This window comes from Nocardia sp. NPDC056100 (assembly GCF_042266325.1).
Classification (GTDB): Bacteria; Actinomycetota; Actinomycetes; order Mycobacteriales; family Mycobacteriaceae; genus Nocardia.
The window spans coordinates 15269-41880 of the sequence record NZ_JBHJVY010000003.1; the positions used below are offsets into that span (position 1 = coordinate 15269).

At 67.1% G+C, this 26612-nt stretch carries 23 protein-coding genes; 12 read left to right on the forward strand and 11 right to left on the reverse strand.

Annotation, left to right across the window (positions count from 1 at the left end):
- Positions 1-19: 19 nt before the first annotated feature.
- Entirely contained in the window at positions 20-703 is a 684-nt protein-coding gene (locus tag ACFC0O_RS22300; protein ID WP_364649597.1) for an SIMPL domain-containing protein, read from the forward strand.
- Here the strand turns inward: ACFC0O_RS22300 and ACFC0O_RS22305 are convergent.
- Complete coding sequence (locus ACFC0O_RS22305; RefSeq protein WP_375960838.1) at positions 700-1758, reverse strand: beta-ketoacyl-ACP synthase III; 1059 nt, start codon at positions 1756-1758, stop codon at positions 700-702. The two genes, ACFC0O_RS22300 and ACFC0O_RS22305, sit on opposite strands and share 4 nt — an antisense overlap.
- A 284-nt stretch (positions 1759-2042) precedes the next feature.
- Here ACFC0O_RS22305 and ACFC0O_RS22310 point away from each other — a divergent pair, with 284 nt between their 5' ends.
- The 4 genes from ACFC0O_RS22310 (at position 2043) to ACFC0O_RS22325 (ending at position 7419) form a co-directional block, all read left to right on the forward strand.
- Positions 2043-2759, forward strand: a complete 717-nt coding sequence (locus tag ACFC0O_RS22310) for a phosphatidylserine decarboxylase (RefSeq protein WP_364649842.1) — start codon at positions 2043-2045, stop codon at positions 2757-2759.
- Positions 2759-3637, forward strand: a complete 879-nt coding sequence (gene pssA / locus ACFC0O_RS22315; protein WP_375963719.1) for a CDP-diacylglycerol--serine O-phosphatidyltransferase — start codon at positions 2759-2761, stop codon at positions 3635-3637. The genes ACFC0O_RS22310 and pssA overlap by 1 nt, the downstream gene beginning before the upstream one ends.
- A gap of 103 nt (positions 3638-3740) precedes the next feature.
- Entirely contained in the window at positions 3741-5975 is a 2235-nt protein-coding gene (locus ACFC0O_RS22320) for an AAA family ATPase (protein ID WP_375960840.1), read from the forward strand.
- A gap of 88 nt (positions 5976-6063) precedes the next feature.
- Positions 6064-7419 carry a hypothetical protein gene (locus ACFC0O_RS22325; protein WP_375960842.1) on the forward strand — a complete coding sequence of 452 codons (1356 nt, stop codon included), beginning with the start codon at positions 6064-6066 and terminating at the stop codon, positions 7417-7419.
- On the opposite strand, the gene ACFC0O_RS22330 is transcribed toward ACFC0O_RS22325, so the two are convergent.
- The 5 genes from ACFC0O_RS22330 to ACFC0O_RS22350 form a co-directional block, all read right to left on the reverse strand.
- The gene (locus tag ACFC0O_RS22330; RefSeq protein WP_375960844.1) at positions 7385-8740 is read right to left on the reverse strand and encodes a DUF5933 domain-containing protein; all 1356 of its coding nucleotides are present in this window, start codon (positions 8738-8740) and stop codon (positions 7385-7387) included. The two genes, ACFC0O_RS22325 and ACFC0O_RS22330, sit on opposite strands and share 35 nt — an antisense overlap.
- 162 nt (positions 8741-8902) lie before the next feature.
- Positions 8903-10048 (reverse strand): glutamate--cysteine ligase, encoded by a 1146-nt coding sequence (locus ACFC0O_RS22335; protein WP_375960846.1) that lies wholly within the window; start codon positions 10046-10048, stop codon positions 8903-8905.
- 14 nt (positions 10049-10062) lie between these two features.
- Positions 10063-10743 (reverse strand): superoxide dismutase family protein, encoded by a 681-nt coding sequence (locus ACFC0O_RS22340; protein WP_364649621.1) that lies wholly within the window; start codon positions 10741-10743, stop codon positions 10063-10065.
- Positions 10744-10890: 147 nt separating this feature from the next.
- A complete protein-coding gene (locus ACFC0O_RS22345) occupies positions 10891-11472 on the reverse strand; it encodes a LytR C-terminal domain-containing protein (RefSeq protein ID WP_364649624.1) in 582 nt (193 codons plus the stop codon).
- A 37-nt stretch (positions 11473-11509) separates the two neighbouring features.
- Positions 11510-11779, reverse strand: coding sequence for a DUF3263 domain-containing protein (locus ACFC0O_RS22350; protein ID WP_375963722.1), 270 nt, complete (start codon positions 11777-11779; stop codon positions 11510-11512).
- A gap of 267 nt (positions 11780-12046) precedes the next feature.
- On the opposite strand from ACFC0O_RS22350, the gene ACFC0O_RS22355 reads away from it, so the two are divergent.
- Genes ACFC0O_RS22355 through ACFC0O_RS22365 form a run of 3 tightly spaced genes read left to right on the forward strand, consistent with a single transcriptional unit; the run spans position 12047 to position 14458 of the window.
- Entirely contained in the window at positions 12047-12637 is a 591-nt protein-coding gene (locus ACFC0O_RS22355; RefSeq protein WP_364649630.1) for a peptide deformylase, read from the forward strand.
- Positions 12627-13595 carry a GNAT family N-acetyltransferase gene (locus tag ACFC0O_RS22360; RefSeq protein WP_375960849.1) on the forward strand — a complete coding sequence of 323 codons (969 nt, stop codon included), beginning with the start codon at positions 12627-12629 and terminating at the stop codon, positions 13593-13595. The genes ACFC0O_RS22355 and ACFC0O_RS22360 overlap by 11 nt, the downstream gene beginning before the upstream one ends.
- Before the next feature lie 47 nt (positions 13596-13642).
- A complete protein-coding gene (locus tag ACFC0O_RS22365) occupies positions 13643-14458 on the forward strand; it encodes an exodeoxyribonuclease III (protein WP_375960851.1) in 816 nt (271 codons plus the stop codon).
- Between the two features lie 15 nt (positions 14459-14473).
- Here the strand turns inward: ACFC0O_RS22365 and ACFC0O_RS22370 are convergent, their stop codons facing one another.
- The 4 genes from ACFC0O_RS22370 to ACFC0O_RS22385 form a co-directional block, all read right to left on the reverse strand.
- Positions 14474-15112 carry a hypothetical protein gene (locus ACFC0O_RS22370; RefSeq protein ID WP_364649639.1) on the reverse strand — a complete coding sequence of 213 codons (639 nt, stop codon included), beginning with the start codon at positions 15110-15112 and terminating at the stop codon, positions 14474-14476.
- 166 nt (positions 15113-15278) lie between these two features.
- Positions 15279-17105, reverse strand: coding sequence for an acyl-CoA dehydrogenase (locus tag ACFC0O_RS22375; protein WP_375960853.1), 1827 nt, complete (start codon positions 17103-17105; stop codon positions 15279-15281).
- Between the two features lie 186 nt (positions 17106-17291).
- Entirely contained in the window at positions 17292-18242 is a 951-nt protein-coding gene (locus ACFC0O_RS22380; RefSeq protein WP_375960855.1) for an oxygenase MpaB family protein, read from the reverse strand.
- A gap of 20 nt (positions 18243-18262) precedes the next feature.
- Positions 18263-20179 carry an acyl-CoA dehydrogenase family protein gene (locus ACFC0O_RS22385; RefSeq protein ID WP_375960857.1) on the reverse strand — a complete coding sequence of 639 codons (1917 nt, stop codon included), beginning with the start codon at positions 20177-20179 and terminating at the stop codon, positions 18263-18265.
- Between the two features lie 192 nt (positions 20180-20371).
- Between ACFC0O_RS22385 and ACFC0O_RS22390 the strand changes: the two genes are divergently transcribed.
- The 4 genes from ACFC0O_RS22390 to ACFC0O_RS22405 all read left to right on the forward strand — a co-directional run bounded on the left by ACFC0O_RS22390 (position 20372) and on the right by ACFC0O_RS22405 (position 25877).
- Positions 20372-20998: a TetR/AcrR family transcriptional regulator gene (locus ACFC0O_RS22390; protein WP_375960859.1), complete on the forward strand. Its 627-nt coding sequence runs from the start codon at positions 20372-20374 to the stop codon at positions 20996-20998.
- Between the two features lie 74 nt (positions 20999-21072).
- Positions 21073-22278 (forward strand): homogentisate 1,2-dioxygenase, encoded by a 1206-nt coding sequence (locus ACFC0O_RS22395; protein WP_375960861.1) that lies wholly within the window; start codon positions 21073-21075, stop codon positions 22276-22278.
- Between the two features lie 28 nt (positions 22279-22306).
- Complete coding sequence (fahA, locus tag ACFC0O_RS22400; protein WP_375960863.1) at positions 22307-23479, forward strand: fumarylacetoacetase; 1173 nt, start codon at positions 22307-22309, stop codon at positions 23477-23479.
- Between the two features lie 121 nt (positions 23480-23600).
- Positions 23601-25877, forward strand: a complete 2277-nt coding sequence (locus tag ACFC0O_RS22405; protein WP_375960865.1) for an MMPL family transporter — start codon at positions 23601-23603, stop codon at positions 25875-25877.
- On the opposite strand, the gene ACFC0O_RS22410 is transcribed toward ACFC0O_RS22405, so the two are convergent.
- Complete coding sequence (locus ACFC0O_RS22410) at positions 25844-26542, reverse strand: TetR/AcrR family transcriptional regulator (RefSeq protein ID WP_375960867.1); 699 nt, start codon at positions 26540-26542, stop codon at positions 25844-25846. The two genes, ACFC0O_RS22405 and ACFC0O_RS22410, sit on opposite strands and share 34 nt — an antisense overlap.
- Positions 26543-26612: the final 70 nt, after the last annotated feature.

The following is a 26612-nucleotide window of genomic DNA, read 5'->3' on the forward strand; positions in this document are numbered from 1 at the left end:
TGATGCGTAGGTTCGCGTTATGCGACGACGTATAGGGATCTGCGCCGCGGCCACCGGACTCGCGCTGCTGCTCACCGGATGTGGTTCCGACGGCGACCGTTCGGTGACGGTGGTCGGCAATGGCAAGGTGTCCGGTGTGCCGGACGTGCTCAATGCCGATCTCGGCGCCGAGGTGAGCGCGGCGGATGTGTCCACCGCGGTCGACGGGGTGAACGACAAGGCCAAGGCCATGACCGACGCCATGGTCAACGCCGGGGTCAAACGCGAGGACGTGAAGACCAGCGAACTCTCCGTGCAGCCCACCTATGGGCCGGAGGGACGCACCGTGATCGGTTATAAGGCAAGCAATTCCGTGCATATCGCGGTGCGCGATCTGCCCAAGGCGTCGGCCATCCTGGACGCGGCGGTGAAGGCGGGCGGCAATGACACTCGCATCTCCTCGGTCGCGTTCGGGCTCGAGGACAATACGAAACTGCTCTCGGACGCGCGGGCGCGCGCCTTCGACGATGCCAAGGCGCGGGCGCAGCAGTACGCGGATCTGGCCGGGCTGAAGTTGAAGAGCGTCAAGACGATCAACGAGGGCAGCAGCGGCGGGCCCACCCCGATGTTGCGCCAGGCCGCCCCGAGCGCCGGTGATTTCGCGCTGGAACCGGGCCAGCAGACGGTGACCTTCGATGTCACCGTCGTCTGGGAACTCGGCTAGCCCTCCCGGGTGCTCAGTTCCGGCTGGCTCCGCCAATTCGGCAGTGTCACAACCTGTGCCGCGTAGGACAGGCCCGCGCCGAAGGCGATGAGCAGGGCGGTGCCGCCGGGTTTGGCATCGCCCTGGCGCAGCAGCGCCTCCATGGCCAGCGGAATCGAGGCGGCCGAGGTGTTGCCGGTCTCCTCGATGTCGTTGGCGAGGGCGCAGTGGTCCGGCAGGTGCAGCACCCGGGCCATGATCTCGATGATCCGCCCGTTGGCCTGATGCGGGATCATGGCGTCCAGCTCATCCGGGGTCAGGCCCGCGCGGTCGATGGCGTCCCGGCAGACCTTCTCCAAAGAGTGTGCGGCCCAGCGGAATACGGCCGTGCCCTCCATGGCGAGATACGGGCGGACGGCGTCGAGGCCCTTCGCGTCGATCTCGCGGAAGAATTCCATCCAGTCCTTGTCCTGGCGGATGGCGTGATGCTGGGTGCCGTCCGAACCCCAGACCGTCGGCCCGATGGCGGGTTCCTCGGACGCGCCGACGATCACCGCGCCCGCACCGTCCGCGAACAGGAACGCGGTGCCGCGATCGGCCGGATTGATGGTGTCGGTGAGCCGTTCCACGCCGATGACCAGGACATTGCGCGCGGTGCCGCCCTTGACCAGGTCCGAGGCCACCGCCACCGCGTGACAGAACCCGGCGCAACCGGCCGAGATGTCGAATGCGGCAATGCCGTTGAGCCCGAGTTCGGTGGCGATCTGCGGTGCCGCGGCCGGGGTGAGTAGCAGCCAGGTCGAGGTGGCGACGATGACGCAGTCGATCGTGCTCGCGTCGATCTCGGCGGCTTCGATGGCGTCACGCGCGGCGGCGGCGCTCATGCTGATGATCGTCTCGTCTTCCGACGCGAAGCGCCGGTTGCGGATGCCGGAGCGGGTCCGGATCCACTCGTCAGTGGAATTGATCGGCCCGGCGACCTCATCGTTGCTGACGATTCGAGCCGGGCGGTACACGCCGAGCCCGAGCATTGCGGTGTGCTCTACCCCGCTGATCGAGGCAATTCGAGCAGCCATGGTGCATCTCCTATGTACTGCGCGTCGAACATGACCTTCATCGGGTTCCCCACCCCCCGCGGGACGCGAATGCCGCAGACATGAGGCCCCCTCATATTAATCGGAACAGCCTCTCATGGTTGTGCGTTCCCTCACAATTCGCCGCCGATGCCGGACCGGTCACCATGGTGTAGGGGACGGAGAACGCGAGTGCTGGGCCACCTTCCCGTATCGTGTGAGCGCGGTGCGCACAGTGTGGATATCGCGGTGCGCAACCCACCTACCCGCGCATGAAAGAGGAGCTTGTGGCCCGCCGTCCCACCCCGCCCGGCACTCCCGAAACCACCGGACTCGGCCACGTCGCCGACCTGGTCCGCTCCGCCATCCCGCCGCTGCACCCGGCCGGTCTGCCCTTCGTGGCGGCCCCGCTCGCGGTCGCCGTGCTGGGTTTCCGGCGTAAGTGGGTGCGGCGCACGGGATTGTTCGCGGCCGCGGCGACCGCGACCTTCTTCCGGCATCCGCATCGGGTGCCGCCGAATCGCCCCGGCGTGGTCGTCGCGCCCGCCGATGGTGAAGTGGCGCTGGTGGATACGGCCGTGCCGCCCGCCGAGTTGAATCTCGGTGATCAGCCGCTTCCGCGCGTGAGCATCTTCCTGTCGGTGCTGGACGTGCACGTGCAGCGCATGCCGATCTCCGGCAGCATCGACAACATCGTCTACAAGAAGGGCGAGTTCCTCTCCGCGGACCTGCCCGAGGCCAGTGACGCCAATGAGCGCAACTGCATGGTGGTGCTGACCGAGAACGGGCAGCGCCTGGTGGTGGTGCAGATCGCCGGACTGCTGGCGCGGCGCATCGTCTGCGAGCCCAAGATCGGCGACAAGCTGTCCATCGGCGAGACCTACGGGCTCATCCGGTTCGGCTCGCGCGTGGACACCTACTTCCCGGCCGGGACCAAACTGCTGGTGGTGCCCGGGCAGCGCACCATCGGCGCGGAAACGGTACTGGCCGAACTGGATTCATGATGGAACAACTCGCGCCGACACCGGCGCTGCGCCGCTCGGCTCGCAATCGCACCGTGCGGCTGCTGCCGAGCATGGTCACCATTCTGGGACTGTGCTCGGGGCTCTCGGCGGTCAAGTTCGCCATGCAGGGTCAGTTGGCGATCGCGCTGGCGCTGGTCGGCGCGGCCGCCATCTTCGACATGCTGGACGGGCGCATCGCCCGCATGCTCGACGCCACCACCAAGATGGGCGCGGAACTCGATTCGCTCTCCGATGCCATCGCGTTCGGCGTCGCGCCCGCCCTGGTGCTGTATGTGACGTTCCTGCACGCGGACAGCATCGGCTGGATCGTCGCGCTCATGTTCGCGGTCTGCATGGTGCTGCGGCTGGCCCGCTTCAACACCCTGATGGACGATGACAGCCGCCCGGATTGGCAGCGCGAGTACTTCACCGGTGTGCCCGCGCCCGCGGGCGCGCTGATCGCGCTGCTGCCCATCGCGCTGTCCGAGCAGTTCGGCGACGGCTGGTGGGTGAGCTTCCCTGCCGTGGCGGTGTGGGTGGTGCTCACCGGCCTGCTGTGTGTGAGCACGCTGCCGACGCTGGCGATCAAATCGGTCTCGGTGGCCCCGCGCACCGCGCCGGTGCTGCTGGTGCTGGTGGCGCTGGCCGCCGCCCTGCTGGTCACCTACCCGCTGATCCTGATGATGGCGCTGGTGGTGCTGTATCTCGGGCATATCCCGTTCGCCGTGCATTCGGCGCGCTGGGTGGCGGCCCGCCCGGAGACCTGGGATCACAAGCCCGCCGAACGCCGGGCGCAGCGGCGCGCCCAGCGCCGCAGGCCGATTCGCAGCATCTCCACCGCGCGCCTGCGCCTGCGCCGCCCGGGCGGACGGCTCTAGTCACACCTGTTTCCGAATGCCCCCGGTTCTCGTGAACCGGGGGCATTCGGCTTTTCGGACCGAGGACGGGTGCTTGCCCGCGCGGTTCCAGCACAATGGTGGCGTGCCCGAACTCTCGTTGACCGCACGACTCAATATTTCCGCCGCCGACGCCCGGAGGGGGTTGGTGCGGCTGCATCCCGAAGCGCTGGCGGCGCTGGGGTTGCGGGAGTGGGATGGGATAGCGCTGATCGGGGCGCGGCGCACCGCGGCGGTAGTCGCCGTCGCACCCGCCGGAACGCCGACCGGGGTGGCGCTGCTCGATGATGTGACGCTGTCGAATGCCGGCGTGCGCGAGGATTCGATGGTCACCGTCGCACCCGCGACGGTATTCGGAGCCAGGCAGATTTCGGTGACCGGTTCCACCCTGGCCACCGGGTCCATTCCGGAGACCACGCTGCGGCAGGCGCTGCTGGGCAAGGTGGTGACAGTCGGCGATACGGTCTCGCTGCTACCCCGCGATCTCGGCCCCGGCACCAGCACTTCGGCTGCGGCGCAGGCGCTTTCGCGGGCGTTCGGAATCGCCTGGACCTCGGAGCTGCTCACCGTGACCGCGACCGACCCCTCCCCCGGGCCGGTGAGCGTGCAGCCCAATAGCGCGGTGGTGTGGGGTCCGGGCATCGCGGCGACGGATTCGCCGCGTTCGCTCATGGGCGATACGGCGGCGCAGGCCCCGGATCGCCGCGATCGCCCGATCGACCCGACGCGTGCGGCCTCGCCCGCACCGGTGACGGCGGTGGCGGTGGCCGATCTGGCGGGCGTGCAGGCGCAGGCCGCCAAGCTGACCGAATGGCTGAACCTGGCCCTGGACGAGCCGGAACTGTTGAAAACCCTTGGGGCGTCCTCACATCTGGGCGTGCTGGTCACCGGCCCGGCCGGGGTCGGCAAGACCACCCTGGCGCGCGCGGTGACGGGTTCGCGGCGGCTGGTGGAGTTGGACGGGCCGTCGGTCGGGGCGACCGAGAGCGGCACCCGGCTGCGCGAGGTGAATCTCGCGGTATCCGATATCTGTTCGGGTGCGGGCGGGGTCCTGCTGATCACCGATATCGACGCGCTGCTGCCCGCGACGGCGGAACCGGTGGCCACGCTGATCCTCGATCAATTGCGGGCGGCGGTGGCGTGTCCGGCGGTGGCCCTGCTGGCGACCACCTCGCATCCCACCGGCGTCGATGCCCGGCTGCGCGGGCCGGAACTGTGTGATCGTGAGGTGTCCCTGCCGCTGCCGACGGCGGCCGTGCGCGCGGCGCTGCTGGAGCAGCTCTTGCGCCGAGCGCCGACCGCGGAGTTGCAACTGGACAAAATCGCCGCGCGCACACCGGGTTTCGTGGTGTCGGATCTGGCGGCGCTGGTGCGCGAGGCAGCGCTGCGGGCGGCGTCGCGGTCGAGCCGGGAGCATTCGGAGCCCATGCTGCGGCAGGAGGATCTCGAAGGGGCACTGGAGGTGATCCGCCCGCTGTCTCGTTCGGGTTCGGAGGAATTGGCCATCGGCTCACTGGGTCTCGACGATGTCGGCGATATGGTCGAGACGAAGCAGGCGCTCACCGAAGCCGTGCTGTGGCCGCTGCGGCATCCGGATTCGTTCGCGCGCCTGGGCATCGATCCGCCGCGCGGTGTGCTGCTCTACGGTCCGCCGGGCTGCGGCAAGACCTTCCTGGTGCGCGCGCTGGCGAGCACGGGTCAATTGAGCGTGCACACCGTCAAGGGTGCCGAGCTGATGGATAAATGGGTCGGCTCCTCCGAGCGCGCGGTGCGTGAATTGTTCCAGCGCGCACGCGATTCCGCGCCCTCGCTGATCTTCCTGGACGAGGTGGACGCGCTGGCCCCGCGCCGGGGCCAGAACAGCGATTCGGGTGTGACCGATCGGGTGGTGGCGGCCCTGCTCACCGAACTCGACGGGGTGGAGCCGCTGCGCGATGTGGTGGTGGTCGGTGCGACGAATCGGCCGGAATTGATCGATCCGGCGCTGACTCGTCCGGGCCGGTTGGAGCGCCTGGTTTTCGTGCCGCCGCCCGATGCCGCGGCGCGCGCGGAAATCCTGCGCACGGCCGCGAAATCGGTGCCGTTGGCGAAAGAGGTGGATCTGCGCAAACTCGCGAAGGATTTGGATGGATATTCGGCCGCGGATTGTGCGGCCCTGCTGCGGGAATCGGCGTTGTCGGCGATGCGGCGCGATGTGGACGCGGCCGATGTGACCGCGTCGGATGTCGCGGCGGCGCGGGCCGCGGTGCGCCCGTCGCTGGATCCGGTGCAGGTGGAGACGTTGCGGTTGTTCGCGGCGCAGCGGGCGGCCTCGGGATAGCCGGAATTGGTAACTGGATCTTCCACTCGAATTGTTAATTAGGCGAGTCGGACTGATCGGTACGCGATAGCACGGTATTTTCACCCAGGTGAGGCCGTATCAGGTAGCGACCGAGACGATCACCGCACTGGTCGCGACGACGGTTGCTGGACTTTCGCTAGCCATGCCGATCGATTTCGGCTGGACCTCCAATACCTCCGCGCTGCAATTGGATCTGATGGCATATACGCTGCCGCGCGCCATCGGTGCGGGCGTGCTCGTCGCCATGATCTCCGCGGTGCTGATCACCACCCTCGGCAGCATTGTCATCGCCTGGTCCACCGCGCTCGGCGGTCTGCTCGCGCTGACCGTGAACCACATCTTCGGGCATGAGAGCCCACCGGTCGGCGCGCTGTCCACCATGAATTTCATCGACGCGCTGGCGGGCGGGCTGGTGCTGGGCTCGCTCGGCGCGGCGGTGCTGCATCACCGTTTGCCCGCGTACGGCTGGACGCTCGGGGTCATCACCAGTGTGCTGCTCGGCTCGGTCAGTCCGATCCCGCATCTGGGCGGGGTGCTCAAGGACGGCTCGGGCGACAGCGCCTGGGAGGCGATGGATATGCCGCCGCTGTGGATGCTGGAGACCGCGCTGGTGCTGGTGGCCATCGGCACGCTGAGCAATCGCAATCGCAAACCGGCCGAACGCCCCTCGATCGAATTGCCGCTGGCGCCGATTCTGGCGGGTGTGGTGCTGGTGCTGGTCACGGTGGCCAGTGCGGAATGGCTGTCGCGGCACGGTGACAGTTTCGCCGGTGTCGGGCTGGCGGTGCTGACCACGGTGGCGACCGCGCTCATCGCGGCCATGCTGCTGCCGGGTCGCGATGGTGAATTGGTGCTGGTGATCGTGGGTTTGGCGGCGGTGGGTTCCTCCGCGCTGGCGGCGGAATTGCCCGCCTGGACCATTCCGGTCGCGGTCGCCATCACGGTGTTCGGCATGTGGTACGGCACCCGCCGGGGTGCGCCGATGACGTGTCTGGTGCTGATCCTGCTGCTCGGCCTGTTCACCGCGATGACCGCGGATTCGGATTGGGCGGTGCTGACGGTCGGCGGTACGGCGGTGCTGGCCTGGCTCACCGGCTACGGATTGACCTCGGCGAACCCGCGTTTCGTGCCGAACCGGGTACTGGCCACCATCATCGTGTTCATTCCGTCGGCGGTGCTGGGCCTGCGCGACTACGTGGCCCGCGGGCACTACGCCATGCAGGATTCCAGCCGGGCGGTGGTGTGCACGGTGGTCTCGGAGGACACCTCCGCGCCCGCGTGGACGGCGAGCCTGATCGTGATCGGCTGCATCGTGGGCCTGTATGCCCTGCGCCGCAATCGTTCCGCGGCGACTCCCGAAGCCGAGGCGAGTGCCGCGGGTACCCCGGTTACCGAGCCACCTGGTTCAGCGGCAGCGGATTGACCGCGGGTTCGGCCGCGAACCAGGTGCGATAGAACAGCGTGACGTATCCGGCGAGCAGGCCGAGGATGACCACTCCGGCGGGTACCGGGTTCTGCGCGATCTCCAGCGACAGGTACCGGTAGCCGAGCAGCAGCAGCGCCACCAGAGCCGCACCGCCCGCGACCAATTGCACGCGGGCGCGATCCCAGCCGCGCTCGGGTTCGCGCAGCGCGGATTCGATGGCCAGGCACAGCACCGCGCCCGCGACCAGATCCGCGCCGTAGTGGTAGCCGAAGCCGAGCGTGGCCGAGAGGGTGGCGATGAGCCAGAAGGTGCCGCCCCAGCGCAGCCAGGTCGGTGCGGGCGCGCCGTCGGCGTCGCGGCGGGAGTGGATGAAGATGGTCAGCGCCCACGCGGTGTGCAGCGAGGGCATGCAGTTGCGCGGTGCGAGGTTGCCGAACGGGAGCGCGCCGGGGTGAAGATCGATGGGCGGCACCACATTCGGCCAGTAGTCGCCGAGCGCGAAGCCCTTGCCGTCCGCGCCGTAGGCGAAGATGGGGCCGACCACGGGGAAGATCACGTAGAACAGCGGGCCGATGAGCCCGACCACCAGGAAGGTGCGAACCAGGTAGTGCCCCGGCCATTTTCCGGTGGTGACCACGCCGCGCAGCTGCCAGATGGTGACGATCATCGCGCCGACGGGCAGTTCGATGTACACCCAGTGCAGGACGAAACTCGCTATCGGCCCGAGGAATTCGAGCACCTGCCCCATCACCCAGGACGGATTGCCGAGGGCGTGGTCGACCAGCACCACGTGTTCGTCGAGCACCTTGGGCCCGGCCATCATGGTGACCATCAGCCAGACTTCGGCGACCTTGCTGGACAGCGTGAGCAGGATGCCGAGCGCGGCGGCGTGCAGGGCATTGCGTTTATCGGTGCCCTCCCAGCCGAAGTTCGCGATCAGCACGATGGCGGTGAGCACGATGACCGGACCGTTGCCCAGGGCCAGCGGTCCGCCGCTGAGGCTGCGCACCACCTGGTAGACCAGGTCGATCCCGGCGGCCGCGCCGACGGCGATGAAGCGCCGTCGCCAGTTCAATCCGATCAGGGCCAGGCCGAGTCCGGCCCACGGCACGGTGACCGATTTGGGGGTGCCCGCGTAGTCCGCCCAGAGGCTTTCCAGGGGGCCGAGGAAGTCATTGCGGGCCGCGACGATCTGCAGTGCGATGAGCAGCACGGGGACGGCGGTCAGCAGCGCCGTGAGCTGGAGGCGCCGCGAGGGCAGCCATGAGGTCCGGCGTGCTCCACCCACCGTTTCGGGACGCGGACCGTCGAGCAACACCGGACCATAGTAAACGCCGTGTGAACGCCAGCCCCCGGGCCCGCTGAACACGAGCGGTCATCCCCGCCGCACAGCTCCCGGTCAGCCCTGGCCAGCGCATACGCCGTTCAACCTGGCGTAACCGAAATCACACCCGCGCGAAACGGGCGCGGTGCGCGAAACCTACTGTGCCAGTTCCTTGACGAGGGAGTCGACGACGCTGACCAGATCGCCCTGATTGGCCGCGGCGACCCGGCGCTGGCGCTGATACGAGGCACCGCGCTTGGGGATATCGGCGACCAGTGCCAGCTCGTTCTCACAGCCCAGGCTCTTGGCGGTCGGTTCCAGCCGGTTCAGCAGTTCCGTCAGGTCATCGGTGACCAGCCGCTCATTGCTCGCGGCGTCGGTGATGATGATGGCGTCCAGCCCGTAGCGGGCCGCGCGCCACTTGTTCTCCTGCACATGCCACGGCGGGATGGTCGGCAGCGTTTCCCCGGCTTCGACGCGGCGGTCCAGATCCACGATGAGGCAGTGGATGAGCGCCACGATGGCGGAGAGTTCGGATCGGCTCGGGGTGCCGTCGCAGATGCGGACCTCGATGGTGCCCCATTTGGGCGCGGGGCGGATGTCCCAGTGCATGCCGCCGATCTGTTCGAACACACCGGTTTTCATCTGGTCGTGCGCGAAAGCCTCGAACTGCGTCCAGTTTTCGAATTGGAAGGGCAGTCCGGCGGTGGGCAGCTGCTGGAACATGAGGGCGCGATTGCTGGCGTAGCCGGTGTCGACGCCCGCCCACATCGGGGAGGAGCTGGACAGCGCGAGCAGGTGCGGATACGACAGCAGCAGGCTGTTCAGGATCGGGAAGACCTTCTCCGGGTGCGAGATTCCCACGTGCACGTGCACGCCCCAGATCAGCATCTGGCGGCCCCACCACTGGGTGCGCTCGATCAGTTCGTCGTAATGCGGACTGCGCGTGAGCTGTTGGGTGGACCACTGCGCGAACGGATGGGTGCCCGCGCAGAAGAGGTCGACGCCCAGCGGATCGGCGGCGCGGCGCACGGCATCCATGGTGGCGTGCAGTTCGTCCACCGCTTCGCCCGCGGTGTCGTGCTTACCGGTGACCAGCTCGACGGTATTGCGCAGCAGTTCCTTGGTGATCTGCGGATGGCCGTCCCACGAGCGGAGATCGCCGCACGCCTCGAAAACCGCTGCGGCCGTGTTGGAAAGGTCGCGCGTCTGCTTGTCGACGAGCGCGACCTCCCACTCCACGCCGAGCGTGGGCCGAGGCGAACTGTTGAAGTGGACCTTCGAAATGCCTGCCCCGGCCATGGTTCACCTATGGGTTATGCGATCACGCCGCAGGCGACGCGAGCGCCAGCGTCACCGGTCGCCAGTGTTTCGGCGTCCGGCCCGGCGGCGCCACCGGCCTGGGTGTATCGACTCGGAATATTGCCGAAGTTGTCCGCACCCGCGTGGATGATCAGGGCCTTGCCCTTGAGCTCGTCCAGTGTCACGGAGTCGGTGGTGGTGACCAGCTTGGCCGTACCGTCGTTCTTGACCTCGAGCGAGGTGAGGTCACCGCTGGCCGGATGGGTATTGGCGTCGCCGGCCTGGAAGTGCCCACCGGCGGAGAGGAAGTCACCGGCAGCGCCGCCGGTGGGTGCCACGGAGTTCGGCTCGCACTTGCCGACCTGATGCACGTGCAGACCGTGGAAGCCCGGCTTGAGGCCGTGCGCCTCGACCGTGACCTCGAGGTGGTTGCCGACCTTGCCGAAGGTGACGGTGCCGACGGCCTGGCCGTTCGAATCCTTCAGCGTGGAGCTGACGGAATCGGTGGGCGGGGTGGTGAGGCCACCGTGTGCCGCGCCCGCCGGTGCGGGAGAGCTGGTGAAGACCGGCGGGGTCGTCCCCTTGACGTCACTCGATTCCTGGCCGTTCGAGCATCCTGCGATGCCGAAGACCGCGACCGCGAGCACCGGGGTCACAGTCCACCAGGACGGGCGACGAGTTGTGGACGGGGCCATCGGGGAACTCCTTTACGAGTCCGAGTTTACGAAAAGCTGGACGGACATGATTACTACTCGGACAAGATGATGCCAGAGCCGTGACCCACTCCCCCGCAGGGGCTGGCGGGGTGTTCGAGCGCCGTGCGGTTGCCGCCGGCAAGCGGGTCAGTTGCCGGTCACTATGACGATGACACCGGGCGGGCTGTCCAGTATTCCGGCGAATCGCGGTTCCGCGGCGACGCCGAGCTGCGCGGCGATGGCCTGCGCGGCGGCCTTCTCGCCGGGCGAAGTGCCGTAGTACACAGTGGTTTTCGGGATGACGCCGGAACCGTAGTTGCCGGTCTCGGCGATATTCCAGCCGTTCGCGACGAGATCACCGGCGGTTTTGGCGGCCAGGCCCGCGACCATGCTGTTGTTGAAAACCCTTACGGGAACGGACTTGTCGACCGCGCCCGCCGGCGGGGTGGTGGTCACCGGGGGCGGGGTGGTGGCCGGCGGAGTGGTCTCCGGGGCGGCGCTGCTCACCGGTGGCGTGGTCACCACCGGCGGCAATGATGATGAAAGTGCCGGTGCGAGTGTGGTACTCGGCACAGTCGTGGAGGGTCCGGTCGAGGCGTCGGCGTCGGAGGAGTCCGAACTCGACAGCGACATCGCGCCGATTCCGGCGAAGACGATTGCCAGCGCGATCAACACCATGGCCAGCGCCCGCAGCGGCGGACCGCCGGACGGCGAATTCGGAGTGCTCACGGCGTGGAGCCTAATCGCTGCGTCGGCTCGGGGCGGTTCACACCTGGAATCCGAGACGGCGTGCGGCCCTGGTCTTCTGACGACTGGCCCGCAACCGGCGCAGGCGCTTCACCAGCATGGGGTCCGCGGCCAGGGCTTCGGGCTTGTCGACGACGGCGTTGAGCACCTGGTAGTAGCGGGTGGCGGAGAGGTCGAACAGCTCCCGGATGGCTTCTTCCTTGGCGCCGGCGTACTTCCACCATTTGCGCTCGAAGTCGAGGATGTCGAGTTCGCGTCGCGAGAGGCCGTGCGCGCCATCCGCGCTCATCGCCGTGGCGCCGGCCGCGCTGTCCGCGCTCACGGAAAGGTCGTCCCCGCTTGCGGAAATGTTCCGGGCCGCTGCGCTGTCCATAGTGCTCCCTCGCCGAGTGGTCACCAGACGAATATGGTGCTTGTGTCCGTCGCCCATTCAACCACGCGGCGCAGACTTCCCGGCGCGTACCGTTCGGCGTGTTTTGGTGAACAAACCCCCGGCGTGTCGGGCTGTCGGAAGGTCGTTTCAAGGGGCCCGTAACCTCCCGGTAGGGTGTTCTACATGGCTATTCTCCCGATCGTCATCGTCGGCGACCCGGTTCTGCACAACCCGACCGAGAAGGTCGAGCAGACACCCGAGGAACTGGCCGAGTTGATCGCGGACATGTACGAAACCCTCGATGCCGCGCACGGTGTCGGCCTGGCCGCCAATCAGGTCGGCGTCCCGCTGCGACTGTTCGTCTACGACTGCCCCGACGAGGGCCCGGACGGCAAGATGGTGCGCCGTCGCGGCGCGGTGATCAATCCGGTGCTGGAAACCTCCGCGCTGCCCGAGACCATGCCCGATCCGGATGACGACGAGGAGGGCTGCCTCTCGGTTCCGGGCGAGCAGTTCCCCACCGGTCGCGCCGACTGGGCCCGGGTCACCGGTATCGACGAGCACGGCGAACCGGTCGATATCGAGGGCGAGGACTTCTTCGCGCGCATGCTCCAGCACGAGGTCGGCCACCTGGACGGCTTCCTGTACGTGGATGTGCTGATCGGCCGCAACGCGCGCGCCGCCAAGAAGGCCATCAAGCGGAACGGCTGGGGCACACCGGGTTTGAGCTGGATCCCGGGCACCGTCCCGGATCCGTTCGGGCATGACGACTGACCCCCCGTCGCCCGATCCCACGCTGCCACCACTCGGACGCCGGGTGGTGGTGCGCTATCGGCTGCCCGAGGGTTATCCACAACCGCTCACAGATGTGATCGGTGAACTCGTCGCGACCGATCCCCTCACCGTGCGCACCGGCGACGGTCAGGTGGTCTCGGTGGCCTGGGATCGCGTGGTGGCGTGGAAGGAATTGGGCCCCAGGCCCATTCGGACCAGTGAGATCCGCGCGCTGGAGGCCGCGGCCGCCGACGGCTGGCCCGGGGTGCGGCGCGCCTGGATCGACGGCTGGCTGCTGCGCGCCGGCGACGGTTACACCGGGCGCGCGAACTCCGCTGTGCCGCTGGGCGGTTCGGACGGTCCCGCGCTGACCTCCACCGAGACCGTGCACAAGATCGGCGAGTGGTACACCGCGCACGGGTTGCCGCTGCAATTGCTGCTGCCGGATCGGCTGGCGCTGGTGCCCGCGGGCTGGCGCACCTGGAGCGAAACCCTGGTGCTGGCCGTCGATATCGCGACCATGGTGCTGCCGCCCGGTCCGCCCATGGTGCGGATCGCGAGTGAGCCCGATGGCGCGTGGCTGTCCATGCATCGGCATCGCGGCGGCGACAACACCATCGGCTCGACGCCGACGGTGGATGTGCTCACCGCCGTGCGCGATGGCGAATTGGGTTTCGCCACACTGGGTTTGCCCTCACCGCTGGCCATCGGCCGGGCCGCGGTCACCACCGCGCCGGACGGCCGCCGCTGGGTCGGGCTGACCTGTCTCACGGTCGCGGCCGAACATCGCAGGCACGGACTCGGTGCGCTGGTGTGCGCCGAACTGATCCGCTGGGGCGCGGCGCGCGCGGCCACACACGCGTACGTTCAGGTGGAGGCCGGTAATGAACCGGCGCTGGCGCTGTACCGCGAACTGGGTTTCGTCGACCACCATCGCTACCGGTACGCCGCGCCCTGAATTTCCGAAAGTACATAGCTCAGTACATATTTCCGAAAGGCTTTGCTGTGCGTCTCGCGACCTGGAACGTGAATTCGATTCGCTCCCGGCAGGATCGGGTGCTGGCCTGGCTGGATCGGTCGGATATCGATGTGCTGGCCATGCAGGAAACCAAGTGCAAGGACGAGCAGTTCCCGTTCGAGGCGTTCGAGGCCGCCGGGTACGAGGTCGCGCATGTGGGCTACAACCAGTGGAACGGGGTGGCCATCGCGTCGCGCATCGGTCTCGACGATGTCGAGATCGGTTTCCCGGAGCAGCCCGGCTTCGATAAGGACGCGGGCGAATCCCTGCTGAGCACACCGGTGGTGGAGGCTCGCGCCATCGGCGCGACCTGCGGCGGTGTGCGGGTGTGGAGCCTGTACGTGCCCAATGGCCGGGCGCTGGACGATCCGCACTACACCTACAAGCTGGAATGGCTTGCGGCGCTGCGCAATGCGGGCGGCAAGTGGCTCGCCGAGGATCCGGACGCGCGGATCGCGCTGGTCGGCGACTGGAATATCGCGCCCACCGACGCGGACGTGTGGTCGCCGGAGTTCTTCGAGGGCAAGACGCACACCTCCGCCCCGGAGCGCGATGCCTTCGAGGCCATGACCGAGGCGGGCTTCACCGATGTGATGCGTCCGTACCATCCGGGGCCGGGCGTCTACACGTACTGGGATTACACGCAGCTGCGCTTCCCCCGCAAAGAGGGCATGCGCATCGACTTCATCCTCGGCTCACCCGAGCTGTCGTCCCGGGTGAGCGATGCGAACGTGGATCGCGAGGAGCGAAAGGGCAAGGGCGCCAGCGATCACGCGCCCGTCGTCGCCGATATCGCGGACTGAGCCGATCGGCTCGGACTAGGCCGGGCGCGTCTTGATGGCGTCCCGGGAGATGAACACGTCGTAGCTGCCGCCGGTGGCGATGACGGCATTGCCGTACGCCGAGCGCACGAACGGCTTGGTGTACCAGGTCTGATCCTTCATATCCTTGAAGAAATCGCCGTCGCCGCCATTGAGGAAGATCTGGTTCTGCTTGGTGGCGATGCCGTCCAGGCGCTGACCGTAGAGCCGGGTGACCTTGTAACCGGAGTTGAAGCCGAGCGCGTTCACCCACGGTTCCAGTTCGACGATATTGGCCTGGAGCACCCACATATCGCCCTCCACTTGGTATTTCAGGTGCTGCTCGTCGTGATCCTTGTCCCCGTAGAGGGTGAGGTCGACGTCCATCAGATGTTCCTGCCCGGCGACGGGCGTGGTCACGATGTGCGCCGCCTTGATCTCACCGGTGAGGCCGAGGAACGTTTGCAACAGGGTGGTGATCCAAAGGATCACCACCGCAACGAGAATCAGCGAGACAGCGCCCGCGCCGCGCCCGGCGATGACTTTGAAGCCCACCTTGCGTGCCTTGAACAGCGCAGTAACCAACAGGGCGATCGCACCGATCGCGAGCACGGCAATCAGGATCTGAATCCAGCCGAAGGACACCGGGAAGACCATGCGGTAGTTGTACCCGGTTCTACCGACACATCACAGCAGGTAGGGCAGAGAAATGGCGTGTTGCGTCGGCGAGTCGCCAAACCCACCGCGCTGAAACACTTCTCAACCCCCATAACAGTCCGACCCCCGCACCTCGGGTGCGGGGGTCGGGAGAGTCGCAGAGAGGTCAGAAAGCCGCTTCGTCCAGCTTCATGATGTCGTTGTCGATGGCCTCGACGACCGCGCGCACGCCGGTGATGAGCGGCAGCTTGTTCTTGGCGAAGAACGACGCCACCGCGACCTTGCCGGTGTAGAAGTTCTTGTCCTTCTCGGCGGCTCCGGCATCCAGCGCCGCCTGCGCGATGGCCGCGTGCTCCAGCAACCGCCACGCGATGACGAGATCGCCTACGGCGTACAGGAATCGGACCGAACCGAGGCCGACCTTGTACAGCTCCTCCGGGTTCTGCTGCGAAGCCATCAGGTACCCGGTCAGCGCCGCCGCCATGGCCTGCACATCGGCGAGGGCGGTGCCGAGGAAGCCGCGCTCGACCTTGAACTGGTCCGGGCCGCCCTCGACGAACTTCTGGATGAGCCCGGCGACGTGCGCCAGCGCCACACCCTTATCGCGAATGATCTTGCGGAAGAAGAAGTCCTGCGCCTGGATGGCGGTGGTGCCCTCGTACAGCGAGTCGATCTTGCAGTCGCGGATGTACTGCTCGATCGGGTAGTCCTGCAGGTAGCCCGAGCCACCCAGGGTCTGTAGCGATTCGGTGAGCGTCTCGTACGCGCGATCGGAGCCGCAGCCCTTCACGATCGGCAGCAGCAGATCGTTGACCCGCTCGGCGGTTTCGGCGTCGATACCGTAATTCGCCTGTGCCACATCGGCGTTCTGGTAGGAGGCGCAGTACATGTACAGCGCGCGCAGGCCCTCGGCGTACGCCTTCTGGGTGGCCAGCGAGCGGCGCACATCCGGGTGGTGGGTGATGGTGACGCGCGGTGCGGCCTTATCGGTCATCTGGGTCAGGTCCGCGCCCTGGACGCGCTGCTTGGCGTACTCCAGCGCGTTCAGGTAACCGGTGGACAGTGCGCCGGTGGCCTTGGTGCCCACCATCATTCGCGCGTTCTCGATGACCTTGAACATCTGCGCGATGCCGTTGTGCTTATCGCCGACCAGGTAACCGACGGCCGGGATATCGCCGCCGAAGGTGATCTCACAGGTGGGCGAGGACTTGATGCCCATCTTGTGCTCGACACCGGTGACCAGCGCGCCGTTCTTCTCGCCGATCGCCATGGTCTCGGGATCGAAGTGGAAGCGCGGCACGATGAACAGCGACAGGCCCTTGGTGCCGGGGCCGGCGCCCTCGGGGCGGGCCAGCACCAGGTGGAAGATGTTGTCGGCGGTATCGCCGACGTCGCCGCCGGAGATGAAGCGCTTCACGCCTTCGATATGCCAGGTGCCGTCGGACTGCTGCACGGCCTTGGTGCGGCCCATGCCGACATCGGAGCCGGCATCGGGCTCGGTGAGCACCATGGTGCCGCCCCAGCGGTTCTCCCAGGCGTGCGCGGCCCAGCGCTGCTGCTGTTCGGTGCCCTCGTCGAAGATCACCTTGTGCATGAGCGGGCCCATGTTGAAGAAGCTGGCCGAGTTGTTGGCGGCCACGATCATTTCCTGGATGCCCCAGATGAGCGCGTTGGGCGCGGGCACGCCGCCCATGTCCTCGGACATGCCGAGACCGGAGTACCCGGCGTCATTGACCGCGGCGACGGTCTTGCGCAGCAGGTCCGGCACGATGATGGTGTTGTTCGCGGCATCGAATTCGACCGGGGTGCGATCGCCTTCGACGAAGGATTCGGCGACCGGGCCCTCCGCGAGCCGCAGCACCTCGGTGAGCATGTCGCGGGCGGTCTCGCCGTCGAGATCACCGTAGGCGCCCGTATCGAGCAGCGCCCCGATTCCCAGTACTTCGAACAAGTTGAACTCGATGTCTCGCAGGTTCGCCTTGTAATGGGACACGGGAATGGCCTCCTCGCCTAGGTCTTCTTTGATCAGAGCGAAGTTTGCCGTACGGCCGTTCGGCTACGCCACCGTAGCCATGAGTGCCGCCGGTCACGTCTTGCTTTTTCGAGAATTGGTCACCTGATCAGCGGGAACCGGTCGCGAAGCGTTCCCGGCCGGTTCCCATTGATCTTGGTAAAGAGGTTACGCGGTGCCCCGCGCGGCACGGCCGTACAGGGCGCGCGCCTGTGCCGGAGTCACCGTGACCGGGTTGGCCGGGACGCCCGCGGCGATGTGCTCGCGGAGCAGGCGGCCGGTCATCGGGCCCAGGACGCCGTGGGCGACACGGACTTTGAAGCGGTCGCTCCTGAGCATGGCCGTCACCAGGCGAACGGCGCGCGGGTACGCCCTGTCGAGAATGCCCGGCTGATCGAAACCGCCGGTCTCGCGCATCCACTTCGGCAGCGACGCGATGGCGGCCGGGGCCACGATGCGACTGCCGATCCACAGCTTCACGCCCTTGGCGCGCGGGGTGAAGAGCAGGTAGTGCATGCCTTCGCGCGCCCGCTCCGAGGTGCACAGCTTGGGCCGCATCATGGCGAAGTACTCGCGCACTTCCTCCCGCGAGGTCGGCACATCGGCGGGCTTGCAGGTCTGCAATTCGGCCGCGGTGACGCAGTCGGCCCAGTACTGCCGCTCCTCCTCCGGGGTCAGCTTGCCCGGCCCGTACATCTCGTAGCATTTGAGCACCGAATGCCAGCCGGTGACGTGGATCCACAGCTGTGAGTCGGGATTGTTTGCGCTGTAACGCTTTCCGCTGATCGGCTCGATGCCGTTCGCCTTGGCGTGCACCTGCATCAGATGTTCGGACGCCTCGATGCACATGCGGCTGTCGCCGACGGCGGCGATCAGGAAATACGCGAAGGTGTGGTCGAGCCGCCCGCGCGGATCACTGTAGATACCGCCGACATCCGCGACCGCCGCCGTGAGCGCGGGATCGAAATGCTCGAGGGTGACCGCGCGCTGGAATCCGATGATCGCGGTCGGTGCGGTCCACACCTTCCAGGTGGGCGAGTCCGGCCCGAAGAAGCCGTAGTCGACCTCCCGGATGGTGCGGGCGGGTGCGTCGAACTGGGGACGCTCGTTCACCGTCATCGTCTGCTCCTTTGCAGCGCTCAGGGGTTCATCTCATACTGCCCTGCGAGGGCTCTGACCTGCTTCAACACGGACTCGAAGCGGGTCGCGTCCGCGATCGGCCTGCGGACCAGATCGAGGGCGCGGGTCTGCTGCGCCTTGGTGGCGGAAGGCTTGGCGCTCAGCGCGACCGCGTGCTTGGAGAAGTCGCGCACGAAGATGTCGAAGAGCTGATCGAGGACCTCGGCGTCGGCTCCGGCGATATCGGCCTGCTCCAGGATGAGCTGGGCGTACGGGACCATCGTGAAGAGTTCGCCGAGACCGAAGAGGAAGTCGACATCCGCCTGCTGCGCGCGAGTCGGGGTGGCCGCGGCCAGCAGGGTCTGCAGGCCGAGGGCCTGCTCCAGGAAGACCGCGACATTCGGGATGTGCGCGAACTTCTCGAAGACCGGACGCCAGTCCGCGAAGCGAATGCGGCCCAGGCCCGAGCTCGGACCCTGCCGCCAGAGGAATTCGTCATCCGCGGCATCGCGCCGGGTCGGCACGGGAGCATATGCGGCACTGGACAATTCATCGCGCAGCTTGGGCACCAGGCTGCCCGCGCGCGGGGTGACGCGGCGGCTGGTCCAGCTCAGCGCCTCGGCGGCGGCGCGGGCCGCACCCTTGGGAGCGGCACCGGGCAGGTAGCGCAGCGCGGCGAGCGCGGCATCGGACGGATGGAACATGTAGTTGGGCATGAACTTCAGCGACAGCGCCATATTCACGTGCACGGTGCCCTCGAGCCGGGGCAGGCCGAACATGCCGACCATGGCCATCGGGAAGTACATATCGTTCTCGAAGCCGCGCGCGGCGATGACATCGGCGAGATCCTCGTAGATCTTCTGCCCGGTGCGGGTGACCGACATCTTCTCGATGGCGCTGACCAGCAGGTAACGCCGGTCGTTCGGGTTGGCCGAGCGCATGTAGTCGATGGCGCGCTCACTGTAGAGCTTCATGCCGATCAGGCGCGCGAAGCTGTCCGCGAGCAGCGATTTCACCTGCGGGAACTCGGTGACCTTGTGCCCGAACAGGATTCGGTTCTCGGCATGGGTGACGGCCTCGTACATGGCGTGCTCGCACGCGCCGACCGCACCGAAGCCGAGGTTGAACTTGCCGACGTTGACGGTGTTCATGGCGGCGTCGAAGGCGGCGCGGCCGGTGTGCAGGATATCGGCCTCGGCGACCGGGTATTTGTCGAGTTCGAATGCGGCGACGTACATCTGGGAGTCGACGACGTTCTTCTGCAGCTTGTAATTCTTGTGCCGGGAGTCGGCGGCGAAGAACAGATAACCCGAGTATTCCTCGTCGGTCATCTTCCGCTGGAAATCGGCGGAGTCGATGATCGGCTTGTCGGCGCGGCGGCCGAATACCGAAACCATCGCCGCCGCATTGCCATTGCCGATGTAGTACTTGCCGCCGGACGCGGTGAACCCGCCGCCGCGCGTCTTCGGCTCCAGGATCATGTCGGTGGAGTACACGTCCGCGCCGTGCGCCTGTTCGGACAGGCCGAAGGCGAAGATCTCACCGGAGTCGAGCGCGGCGGCCGCGCGCGCCTTGGCCTCGGCGTTCGCGCTCTGCCAGATCGGCCCGAGGCCGAGGATGGTGACCTGCCAGACGTACCAGTACTGCATGCCGTAGAAGCCGAGGATCTTGCTCATCATGGCGATGCGCGCGGTGTCCCAGCGCTTGTTCGGATCGCCGTTGCCCTCGGCGGCCGGGGTCAGGAAGGTCGCGAAAACCCGTTCGCTCTTGATGAAGTCGAGGAAATCGGAGTACCAGACGCGGTCGCGGCTGTCGGCGAGCAGCCGGACCTTGCCGTGGCTCTCGAACCAGTTGACGGTGGCGCGCAGCAGTCGACGGGTCTCCGCGTCGAACTCCGCGAACTCATGGGTCTTCGGGTTGAACAGGGTCTCGGTCATCTCGTCTTCCTCGGAGCGGCGGGCGCGGGCGAACCACGGCTTTCCTTCGTGAATGTAGCATTATTATTCACGCCTGTAGGAAATGATCTCGCAACCGCCTCGGCGCACGAAGTTCACATACCGGGCCACCGCGCGCGTATGCCCCGCGACCAGCCGTTCACCTGCTCGTGCGCGCTGCTATGGTCGGTGCTCATGGGCACCGAATCGGCTGTACGACCCCGCCAGCGCGCGCGGCATCTGGGGCCCGAACGCCGCCGTCCGCAGGTGCTCGACACCGCGCTCCAGATCGCCGCCGACGATGGCATCGCGGCGGTCACCATCGCCGCGGTCGCCGACCGGATGAAGGTGACCAGGCCCGTGGTCTACGCCTGCTTCGCCGATCGGGTCGAACTCATCGAGGCGCTGCTGCGCCGCGAGGAGGACCTCATGCTGGCGGGCGTGCTGGACGCGCTACCCCGCCGCCGGGTCGAAGCCGATGAGGCCGTTTTCGTGGAGGGCTTCCGCGCCCTGCTGCACACCACCTCCGCGCGACCCGATGGCTGGCGACTGCTGTACGGCAATCCCGATCCGGCCGTGGCGAGTTCCTTCGGGCGGGCCCGGGAATTGGCCGTGGAGCGCTGCACCCGCCGCCTGCGCCCGACGCTGCGCGCCTGGGGCACCGTCGATGCCGAGCGCAAACTCGCCGCACTGGTCGAATTATGGGTATCGGCCGGGGAGGGAGCGGTGCGCACCATGCTCACCGATCCGGGCGACTGGACCCCGGATACCCTCGGCGAATTCGTCGGCGCGGCGGTGTATCGAGCACTCCGCAACGCCTGAGCAATTCTCCAGCCGCACCGGCAATTCGGTGGCTACGATGGGCAAGGGACCATCAGTCAGCGGGAGGCTCGGCGATGACGTTCTATCGACAGGTCGGGTCGGTGCCGCCCAAGCGGCACACCCAGCACCGGAATACCGAAGGCAAGCTCTACTACGAGGAGCTGATGGGTGAGGAGGGCTTCTCCGGCGACTCCTCACTGCTCTACCACCGCGGATTGCCGCCCGCCATAGTGGATTCCAGCGTCTGGGCGCTGCCCGATCAGACGCTGCATCCGAATCATCCACTGCGGCACCGGCATTTGAAACTGCATGAGCTGTTCCCCGAGGGCAAACCCGCCGAGACCGATATGGTGGACGGACGGCGGCTGATCCTCGGCAATGCCGATGTGCGCATCTCCTATGTCGCGGCGCTGCGCGAATCCCCGCTGTACCGCAATGCCATCGGCGATGAGCTGGTCTATATCGAATCCGGCGGCGGCGTGGTCGAAACGGTATTCGGGACCTTGCGGGTGCATCGGGGGCATCAGGTGCTGCTACCCCGGGCCACCACGCATCGCTGGCTACCCGACGGTCCGGAACCGTTGCGCGCCTACATTATCGAGGGCACCCGGCATATCACCCCGCCCAAACGCTACCTGTCCAAGTACGGGCAATTGCTGGAGCACGCGCCCTATTGCGAGCGCGATCTACACGGCCCTGACGAACCGTTCGAAGCCACCGGAACCGATGTGGAGGTGCTGGTCAAACACCGGCCCGCCGGTGAAATCGTCGGCACCCGCATGATTTACGCATCGCATCCGTTCGATGTGGTGGGCTGGGACGGCTGCCTGTATCCGTTCGTCTTCGATATCGCCGACTTCGAGCCGATCACCGGCCGCGTGCATCAGCCGCCGCCCGCGCATCAGGCGTTCGAGGGCAGCAATTTCGTGATCTGCAATTTCGTCCCGCGCAAGGTCGACTATCACCCGCTGTCGATTCCGGTGCCGTACTACCACTCCAATGTGGACTCCGACGAGATCATGTTCTACTGCGGCGGAAATTACGAGGCGCGCAAGGGATCCGGGATCGGGCAGGGTTCGGTGTCGGTGCATCCGGGCGGATACGCGCACGGTCCGCAGCCGGGTGCGTACGAGCGCAGCATCGGCCTGGAGTTCTTCGACGAATTGGCCGTCATGGTCGACACCTTCCATCCGCTGCGACTCGGCACGGCCGCATTGGCCTGCGAGGACACCGGATATGCCTGGACCTGGTCCGGACGCGGACCGTCGGAATGGATTTGAGGCGACTTGACCCATACGAGAGGTGGATATGAATAGCCGGGTGCGGATCGATATCCCCGAGGGCTCCGGATTCGGCCTGGCACATCTGCCCTACTGCGTATTCCGTCCGCTGGGTGAGGAACCCCGGGTGGGAGCGCGCCTGGGTGACAGCCTGATCGATCTGGCGGTGGCGCTGGATGATCCGATGTTCGCCCAGCCCAGCCTGAACGCCTTCATGACCCAGGGGCCGCAGTGCTGGCGTGAGGTGCGGGAACTGGTGCGGGCGGCGGCCGAGGCCGAATTGCCCAATACCGCAGTGCATTCGGTGTCCGCGGTGCAACTGGATCTGCCCGTCCGCATCGGCGACTACGTGGACTTCTACGCCAGCATCGATCACGCCACCGCCATGGGCCGCATCTTCCGGCCCGATGGTGAAGCGCTGCTGCCGAATTGGCGGCATCTACCGGTCGGCTATCACGGCCGGGCGGGCACGGTGGTGGTATCCGGCACCGAGATCCACCGGCCCGAGGGGCAGTTGCGAACCGATTCCGGCACACCGGATTTCGGCCCGAGCCGACGGCTGGATATCGAAGCCGAGCTGGGGTTTCTGGTGGGCGCGGGATCACCGCAGGGCACCCCGATCCGGACCGAGGACTTCGCCGAGCACGTCTTCGGCGTCGCGCTGGTCAACGACTGGTCCGCGCGCGATATCCAGGCGTGGGAGGGTCAGCCGCTCGGGCCGTTCCTCGGCAAGTCCTTCGCAACCACCCTGTCGGCCTGGGTGACACCGCTGGAAGCCCTGGAACCGGCGCGCATCGCGGTGCCCGAACAGGATCCGGAGCCACTCCCCTATCTGCTGGAGAAAGCGCCGTGGGGTCTGGACATCGATCTCGAGGTGCGGTGGAACGGGCAGCGGGTCTCCACACCGCCGTTCCGGCGAATGTATTGGTCGCCCGCGCAGATGCTCGCGCATATGACGGCCAATGGCGCGTCCACCCGCACCGGGGATCTGTTCGCCTCCGGCACCGTCTCCGGTCCCGAACGCGATGAGCGCGGTTCGTTCATGGAGATGAGCTGGGGCGGCACCGAACCCATCGAATTGGACGGCGTGCAGCGCACCTTCCTGGAGAACGGCGATGAGGTGGTCATCACCGCCACCGCGCCCGCGGCCGACGGCGGGCGTTTGAGCCTGGGCGAGGTCAGGGGTCGCATCACCGGCTGACACCGCCCCATAGCCGATCGATAGCTGATGGATATGGCCATGACCATGGTCACTGTCCATCGCTTCGGCGAGATCTGGAACGCTACCGTTCCGAGGTCCAGACCTCGGAGGATGTGCGTCAATGTTGACCAGTCTCGCCCGGTTCGCCATGTCCCGGCCCCGCGCCGTCCTGGTGGCCGCCCTGTTGCTGATGATCGTGTGCGGTGGCTTCGGCGCCACCGCCAAATCGCATATGGTCGGCGGCGGCTACCTCACGCCCGAGCTGGAATCGGTGCGGGCCAATGACTTCATCGACGAGCACTTCCCGGGCGGCAATCCCAACCTGATCGTCATGGTCACCTCCGACGGCGGGGTGAACAGTCCGGAGTCGCGGCGCGAGGCGCAGAGCATCGCCGATGTGCTCGGCCGGGATTCGAATGTGACCGGCGTGCAGTCCTATTGGACGAACCTGACGGCCCGCCCGGATCTGGCGACCGCGCTGCGCAGCACCGACGGTAAACGCGGTCTCATCATGGCGACCGTGCTCGGCACCGATAACGAGGTGCAGAACCGGGCGGTGGCGCTGAGCGGGCGGCTGGACGGTGATCGCGACGGCGTGCAGGTGCGGGTCGGCGGTATGGCGGGCACCTTCGCCGATATCAATCATCAGGTCGAGAAGGATCTGATCCTGGCCGAGGCCATCGCGGTGCCGGTCTCCGGAATCCTGCTGGTGCTGGTGTTCGGCAGTGTGATCGCGGCGGCGCTGCCGCTCATGGTGGGCTTCTTCGCGATCGCGGCCACACTCGGCATTCTGCGGTTGATGACGCTGTTCATGGACGTATCGATCTTCGCGCTCAATATGACCAGCGCGCTGGGATTGGCGCTGGCCATCGATTACAGCCTGTTCATTGTGAGCCGGTATCGCGAGGAACTCGGCAATGGCCTCGATACCCGGGCCGCGATTCAGCGCGCGGTGCAGACCGCCGGGCGGACCGTGGTGTTCTCCGGGCTGACCGTGGCGCTCGCATTGGCGGCGCTGGCGGTGTTCCCGCAGCCGTTCTTCAAATCGTTCGCCTACGCGGGCGTCGCGGTGGTGGCGGCCGCCGTCGGCGCGGCGGTACTGCTGTTGCCCGCGGCGCTGATCCTGCTGGGCGATCGCGTGAATGCCTGGGATCTGCGCAAACCCCTGCGGCGCGTGCTCGGTCGCGGCGAGCGGACCGCGGTGCGACCGGAGGACAGCGGCTGGTACCGGCTGGTTTCCGGGGTGATGAAGCGTCCGCTGCCGGTCGCGGTGGCGACCACCGCCATTCTGCTGTTGCTCGGAACCCCGTTCCTGTCAGCGCATTTCGGCACCCCGGACGATCGGATGATCGGCACCTTCGCCTCCAGCCGCCAGGTCGGTGACGCGGTGCGCGAGGATTTCGGTGCGAATATGGCCTCCAGCGCGGTGGTGGTACTGCCGGGATTCCACGGCGACACCACCGAAATCCGCCAGTACGCCATGGAATTGGCGGCCGTGCCCGGTGTGCCCGCGGTGCTCTCCAGCGACGGCGTGTACGCCAACGGTGATACCGGCGTGCGCAAGGTGGCGGCGGGCATCGCGCAGATGGCCGGACCGGATGGCGCGTATCTGTCCGTCGGCACGAAGGAAGCGCCCTTCACCGAACAGGGCAAAGCCCAACTCCGTGCCCTGCGCGCGGTTCCGGCTCCCGGCGCGGTGCTCTTCGGCGGCGCGGCGGCGCTCAACGAGGACACCATGGATTCGGTCATCTCCCGGCTCCCGCTGGCGGCCGGTTTGATCGCGGTGATCACGCTCATCCTGCTGTTCCTGTTCACTGGCAGCGTGGTGCTCCCGGTGAAAGCGCTACTGCTGAACGTGCTTTCGCTGACGGCGACCTTCGGCGCGATGATCTGGATCTTCCAGAGCGGCCATCTCGCCGGTGTACTCGGCTTCACCCCCACCGGCAGTCTCGACCTGTTCATGCCGATCCTGATGTTCTGTCTGGCCTTCGGCATGTCCATGGACTACGAGGTCTTCCTGCTCTCCCGCATTCGCGAGGAGTGGCTCGCCTCCGATCGCGGCGCCGCCGCCAATACCCGCTCGGTCGCCCTCGGCGTCGCGCGCACCGGCCGAATCTTCACCGCCGCAGCGGGTTTGATGGCGGTCGTACTGCTCGCGGTCGCCACCTCCGAGGTGACCGCCATGAAGCTGTTCGGCATCGGCCTGGCACTCGCGGTGATCGCCGACGCCACCGTCATCCGCGGACTGCTCGCCCCGGCGCTCATGCGTCTGATGAGCACCGGCAATTGGTGGGCCCCCAAACCGCTCGCGGCGCTGCACAAGCGGATCGGGCTCGAAGAGGAGCCCGCGGAACACGCTCCCGCTCAGTCGGTTTCGACCCCGGTACTGGTCGACTGAGCCATCCGGCCGGTGTGCACGACGGCGATGAATCGGGTCAGATCCTCGGTGAGGGTCTCCACCGAATCCTGATTCCCGCCGTCGTCGTGGTGGTGCAGCCAATCCGCAACGAGTTCGAACATGCCGCCGATGGTGGCCAGGCAGAGCGCCAGCCCCTGCCGCTCGGTGAGCGAATCACCCTGGGGCCATTGCTGATTCAAGAAGGCCGCACCCCAGCGCCGGTTGCTTCGGCGCTGCGCCTCGACCGCGGGTGAGATGCCGCCCGCCTCACCGAAGGTCACCTTGGCCAGGCGCGGGTCGTCGGCGATGGCGTGCACGAAGGCCGCGACGAGGGCGCGCATGCGCTCATCCCAGTCCCGCCCGGCGGTTTCGGCGGCCGCCGTGGCGACCCGTTGCTGGATCTGTTCGGTGATCTGGGTCAGCAGCGCGGTGTAGCAGGCTTCCTTGCTCTCGAAGTGGTCGTAGAAGCCTTTGGTGCCGACGAATGCCGCCTGGCAGATCTGTTCGATGGAGGTGCCCGAATAGCTTTGCCTGGCAAAGAGTTCGGTGGCGGCGGCGAGCAACTGGCGGCGGCGCTGGGCGCTGCGCTCGTCCGCGTCGAGGCCGCGGATCCGGCGTCGCACGGGGGTTCGGTCCGGCGCCGCGGCTGGTTTGCTGCGGGTCATGCCCACACGATAGCCGTCAGTGTTTCAGAAAGGCATCTTGTTGGTAACTCGGCGTCGTGTTGTAATCGTC

Excerpts from the sequence above, each read along its gene's own strand:
- ACFC0O_RS22405 (WP_375960865.1), top strand. The coding sequence starts at position 23,601 with ATGTTGACCAGTCTCGCCCGGTTCGCCATGTCCCGGCCCCGCGCCGTC.
- ACFC0O_RS22370 (WP_364649639.1), bottom strand. The coding sequence starts at position 15,112 with ATGGTCTTCCCGGTGTCCTTCGGCTGGATTCAGATCCTGATTGCCGTG.
- ACFC0O_RS22355 (WP_364649630.1), top strand. The coding sequence starts at position 12,047 with ATGGCTATTCTCCCGATCGTCATCGTCGGCGACCCGGTTCTGCACAAC.
- ACFC0O_RS22335 (WP_375960846.1), bottom strand. The coding sequence starts at position 10,048 with ATGGCCGGGGCAGGCATTTCGAAGGTCCACTTCAACAGTTCGCCTCGG.
- ACFC0O_RS22395 (WP_375960861.1), top strand. The coding sequence starts at position 21,073 with ATGACGTTCTATCGACAGGTCGGGTCGGTGCCGCCCAAGCGGCACACC.
- ACFC0O_RS22300 (WP_364649597.1), top strand. The coding sequence starts at position 20 with ATGCGACGACGTATAGGGATCTGCGCCGCGGCCACCGGACTCGCGCTG.
- ACFC0O_RS22385 (WP_375960857.1), bottom strand. The coding sequence starts at position 20,179 with ATGACCGAGACCCTGTTCAACCCGAAGACCCATGAGTTCGCGGAGTTC.
- ACFC0O_RS22340 (WP_364649621.1), bottom strand. The coding sequence starts at position 10,743 with ATGGCCCCGTCCACAACTCGTCGCCCGTCCTGGTGGACTGTGACCCCG.
- ACFC0O_RS22305 (WP_375960838.1), bottom strand. The coding sequence starts at position 1,758 with ATGGCTGCTCGAATTGCCTCGATCAGCGGGGTAGAGCACACCGCAATG.
- ACFC0O_RS22390 (WP_375960859.1), top strand. The coding sequence starts at position 20,372 with ATGGGCACCGAATCGGCTGTACGACCCCGCCAGCGCGCGCGGCATCTG.
- fahA (WP_375960863.1), top strand. The coding sequence starts at position 22,307 with ATGAATAGCCGGGTGCGGATCGATATCCCCGAGGGCTCCGGATTCGGC.
- ACFC0O_RS22360 (WP_375960849.1), top strand. The coding sequence starts at position 12,627 with ATGACGACTGACCCCCCGTCGCCCGATCCCACGCTGCCACCACTCGGA.
- pssA (WP_375963719.1), top strand. The coding sequence starts at position 2,759 with ATGGAACAACTCGCGCCGACACCGGCGCTGCGCCGCTCGGCTCGCAAT.
- ACFC0O_RS22410 (WP_375960867.1), bottom strand. The coding sequence starts at position 26,542 with ATGACCCGCAGCAAACCAGCCGCGGCGCCGGACCGAACCCCCGTGCGA.
- ACFC0O_RS22350 (WP_375963722.1), bottom strand. The coding sequence starts at position 11,779 with ATGAGCGCGGATGGCGCGCACGGCCTCTCGCGACGCGAACTCGACATC.
- ACFC0O_RS22380 (WP_375960855.1), bottom strand. The coding sequence starts at position 18,242 with ATGACGGTGAACGAGCGTCCCCAGTTCGACGCACCCGCCCGCACCATC.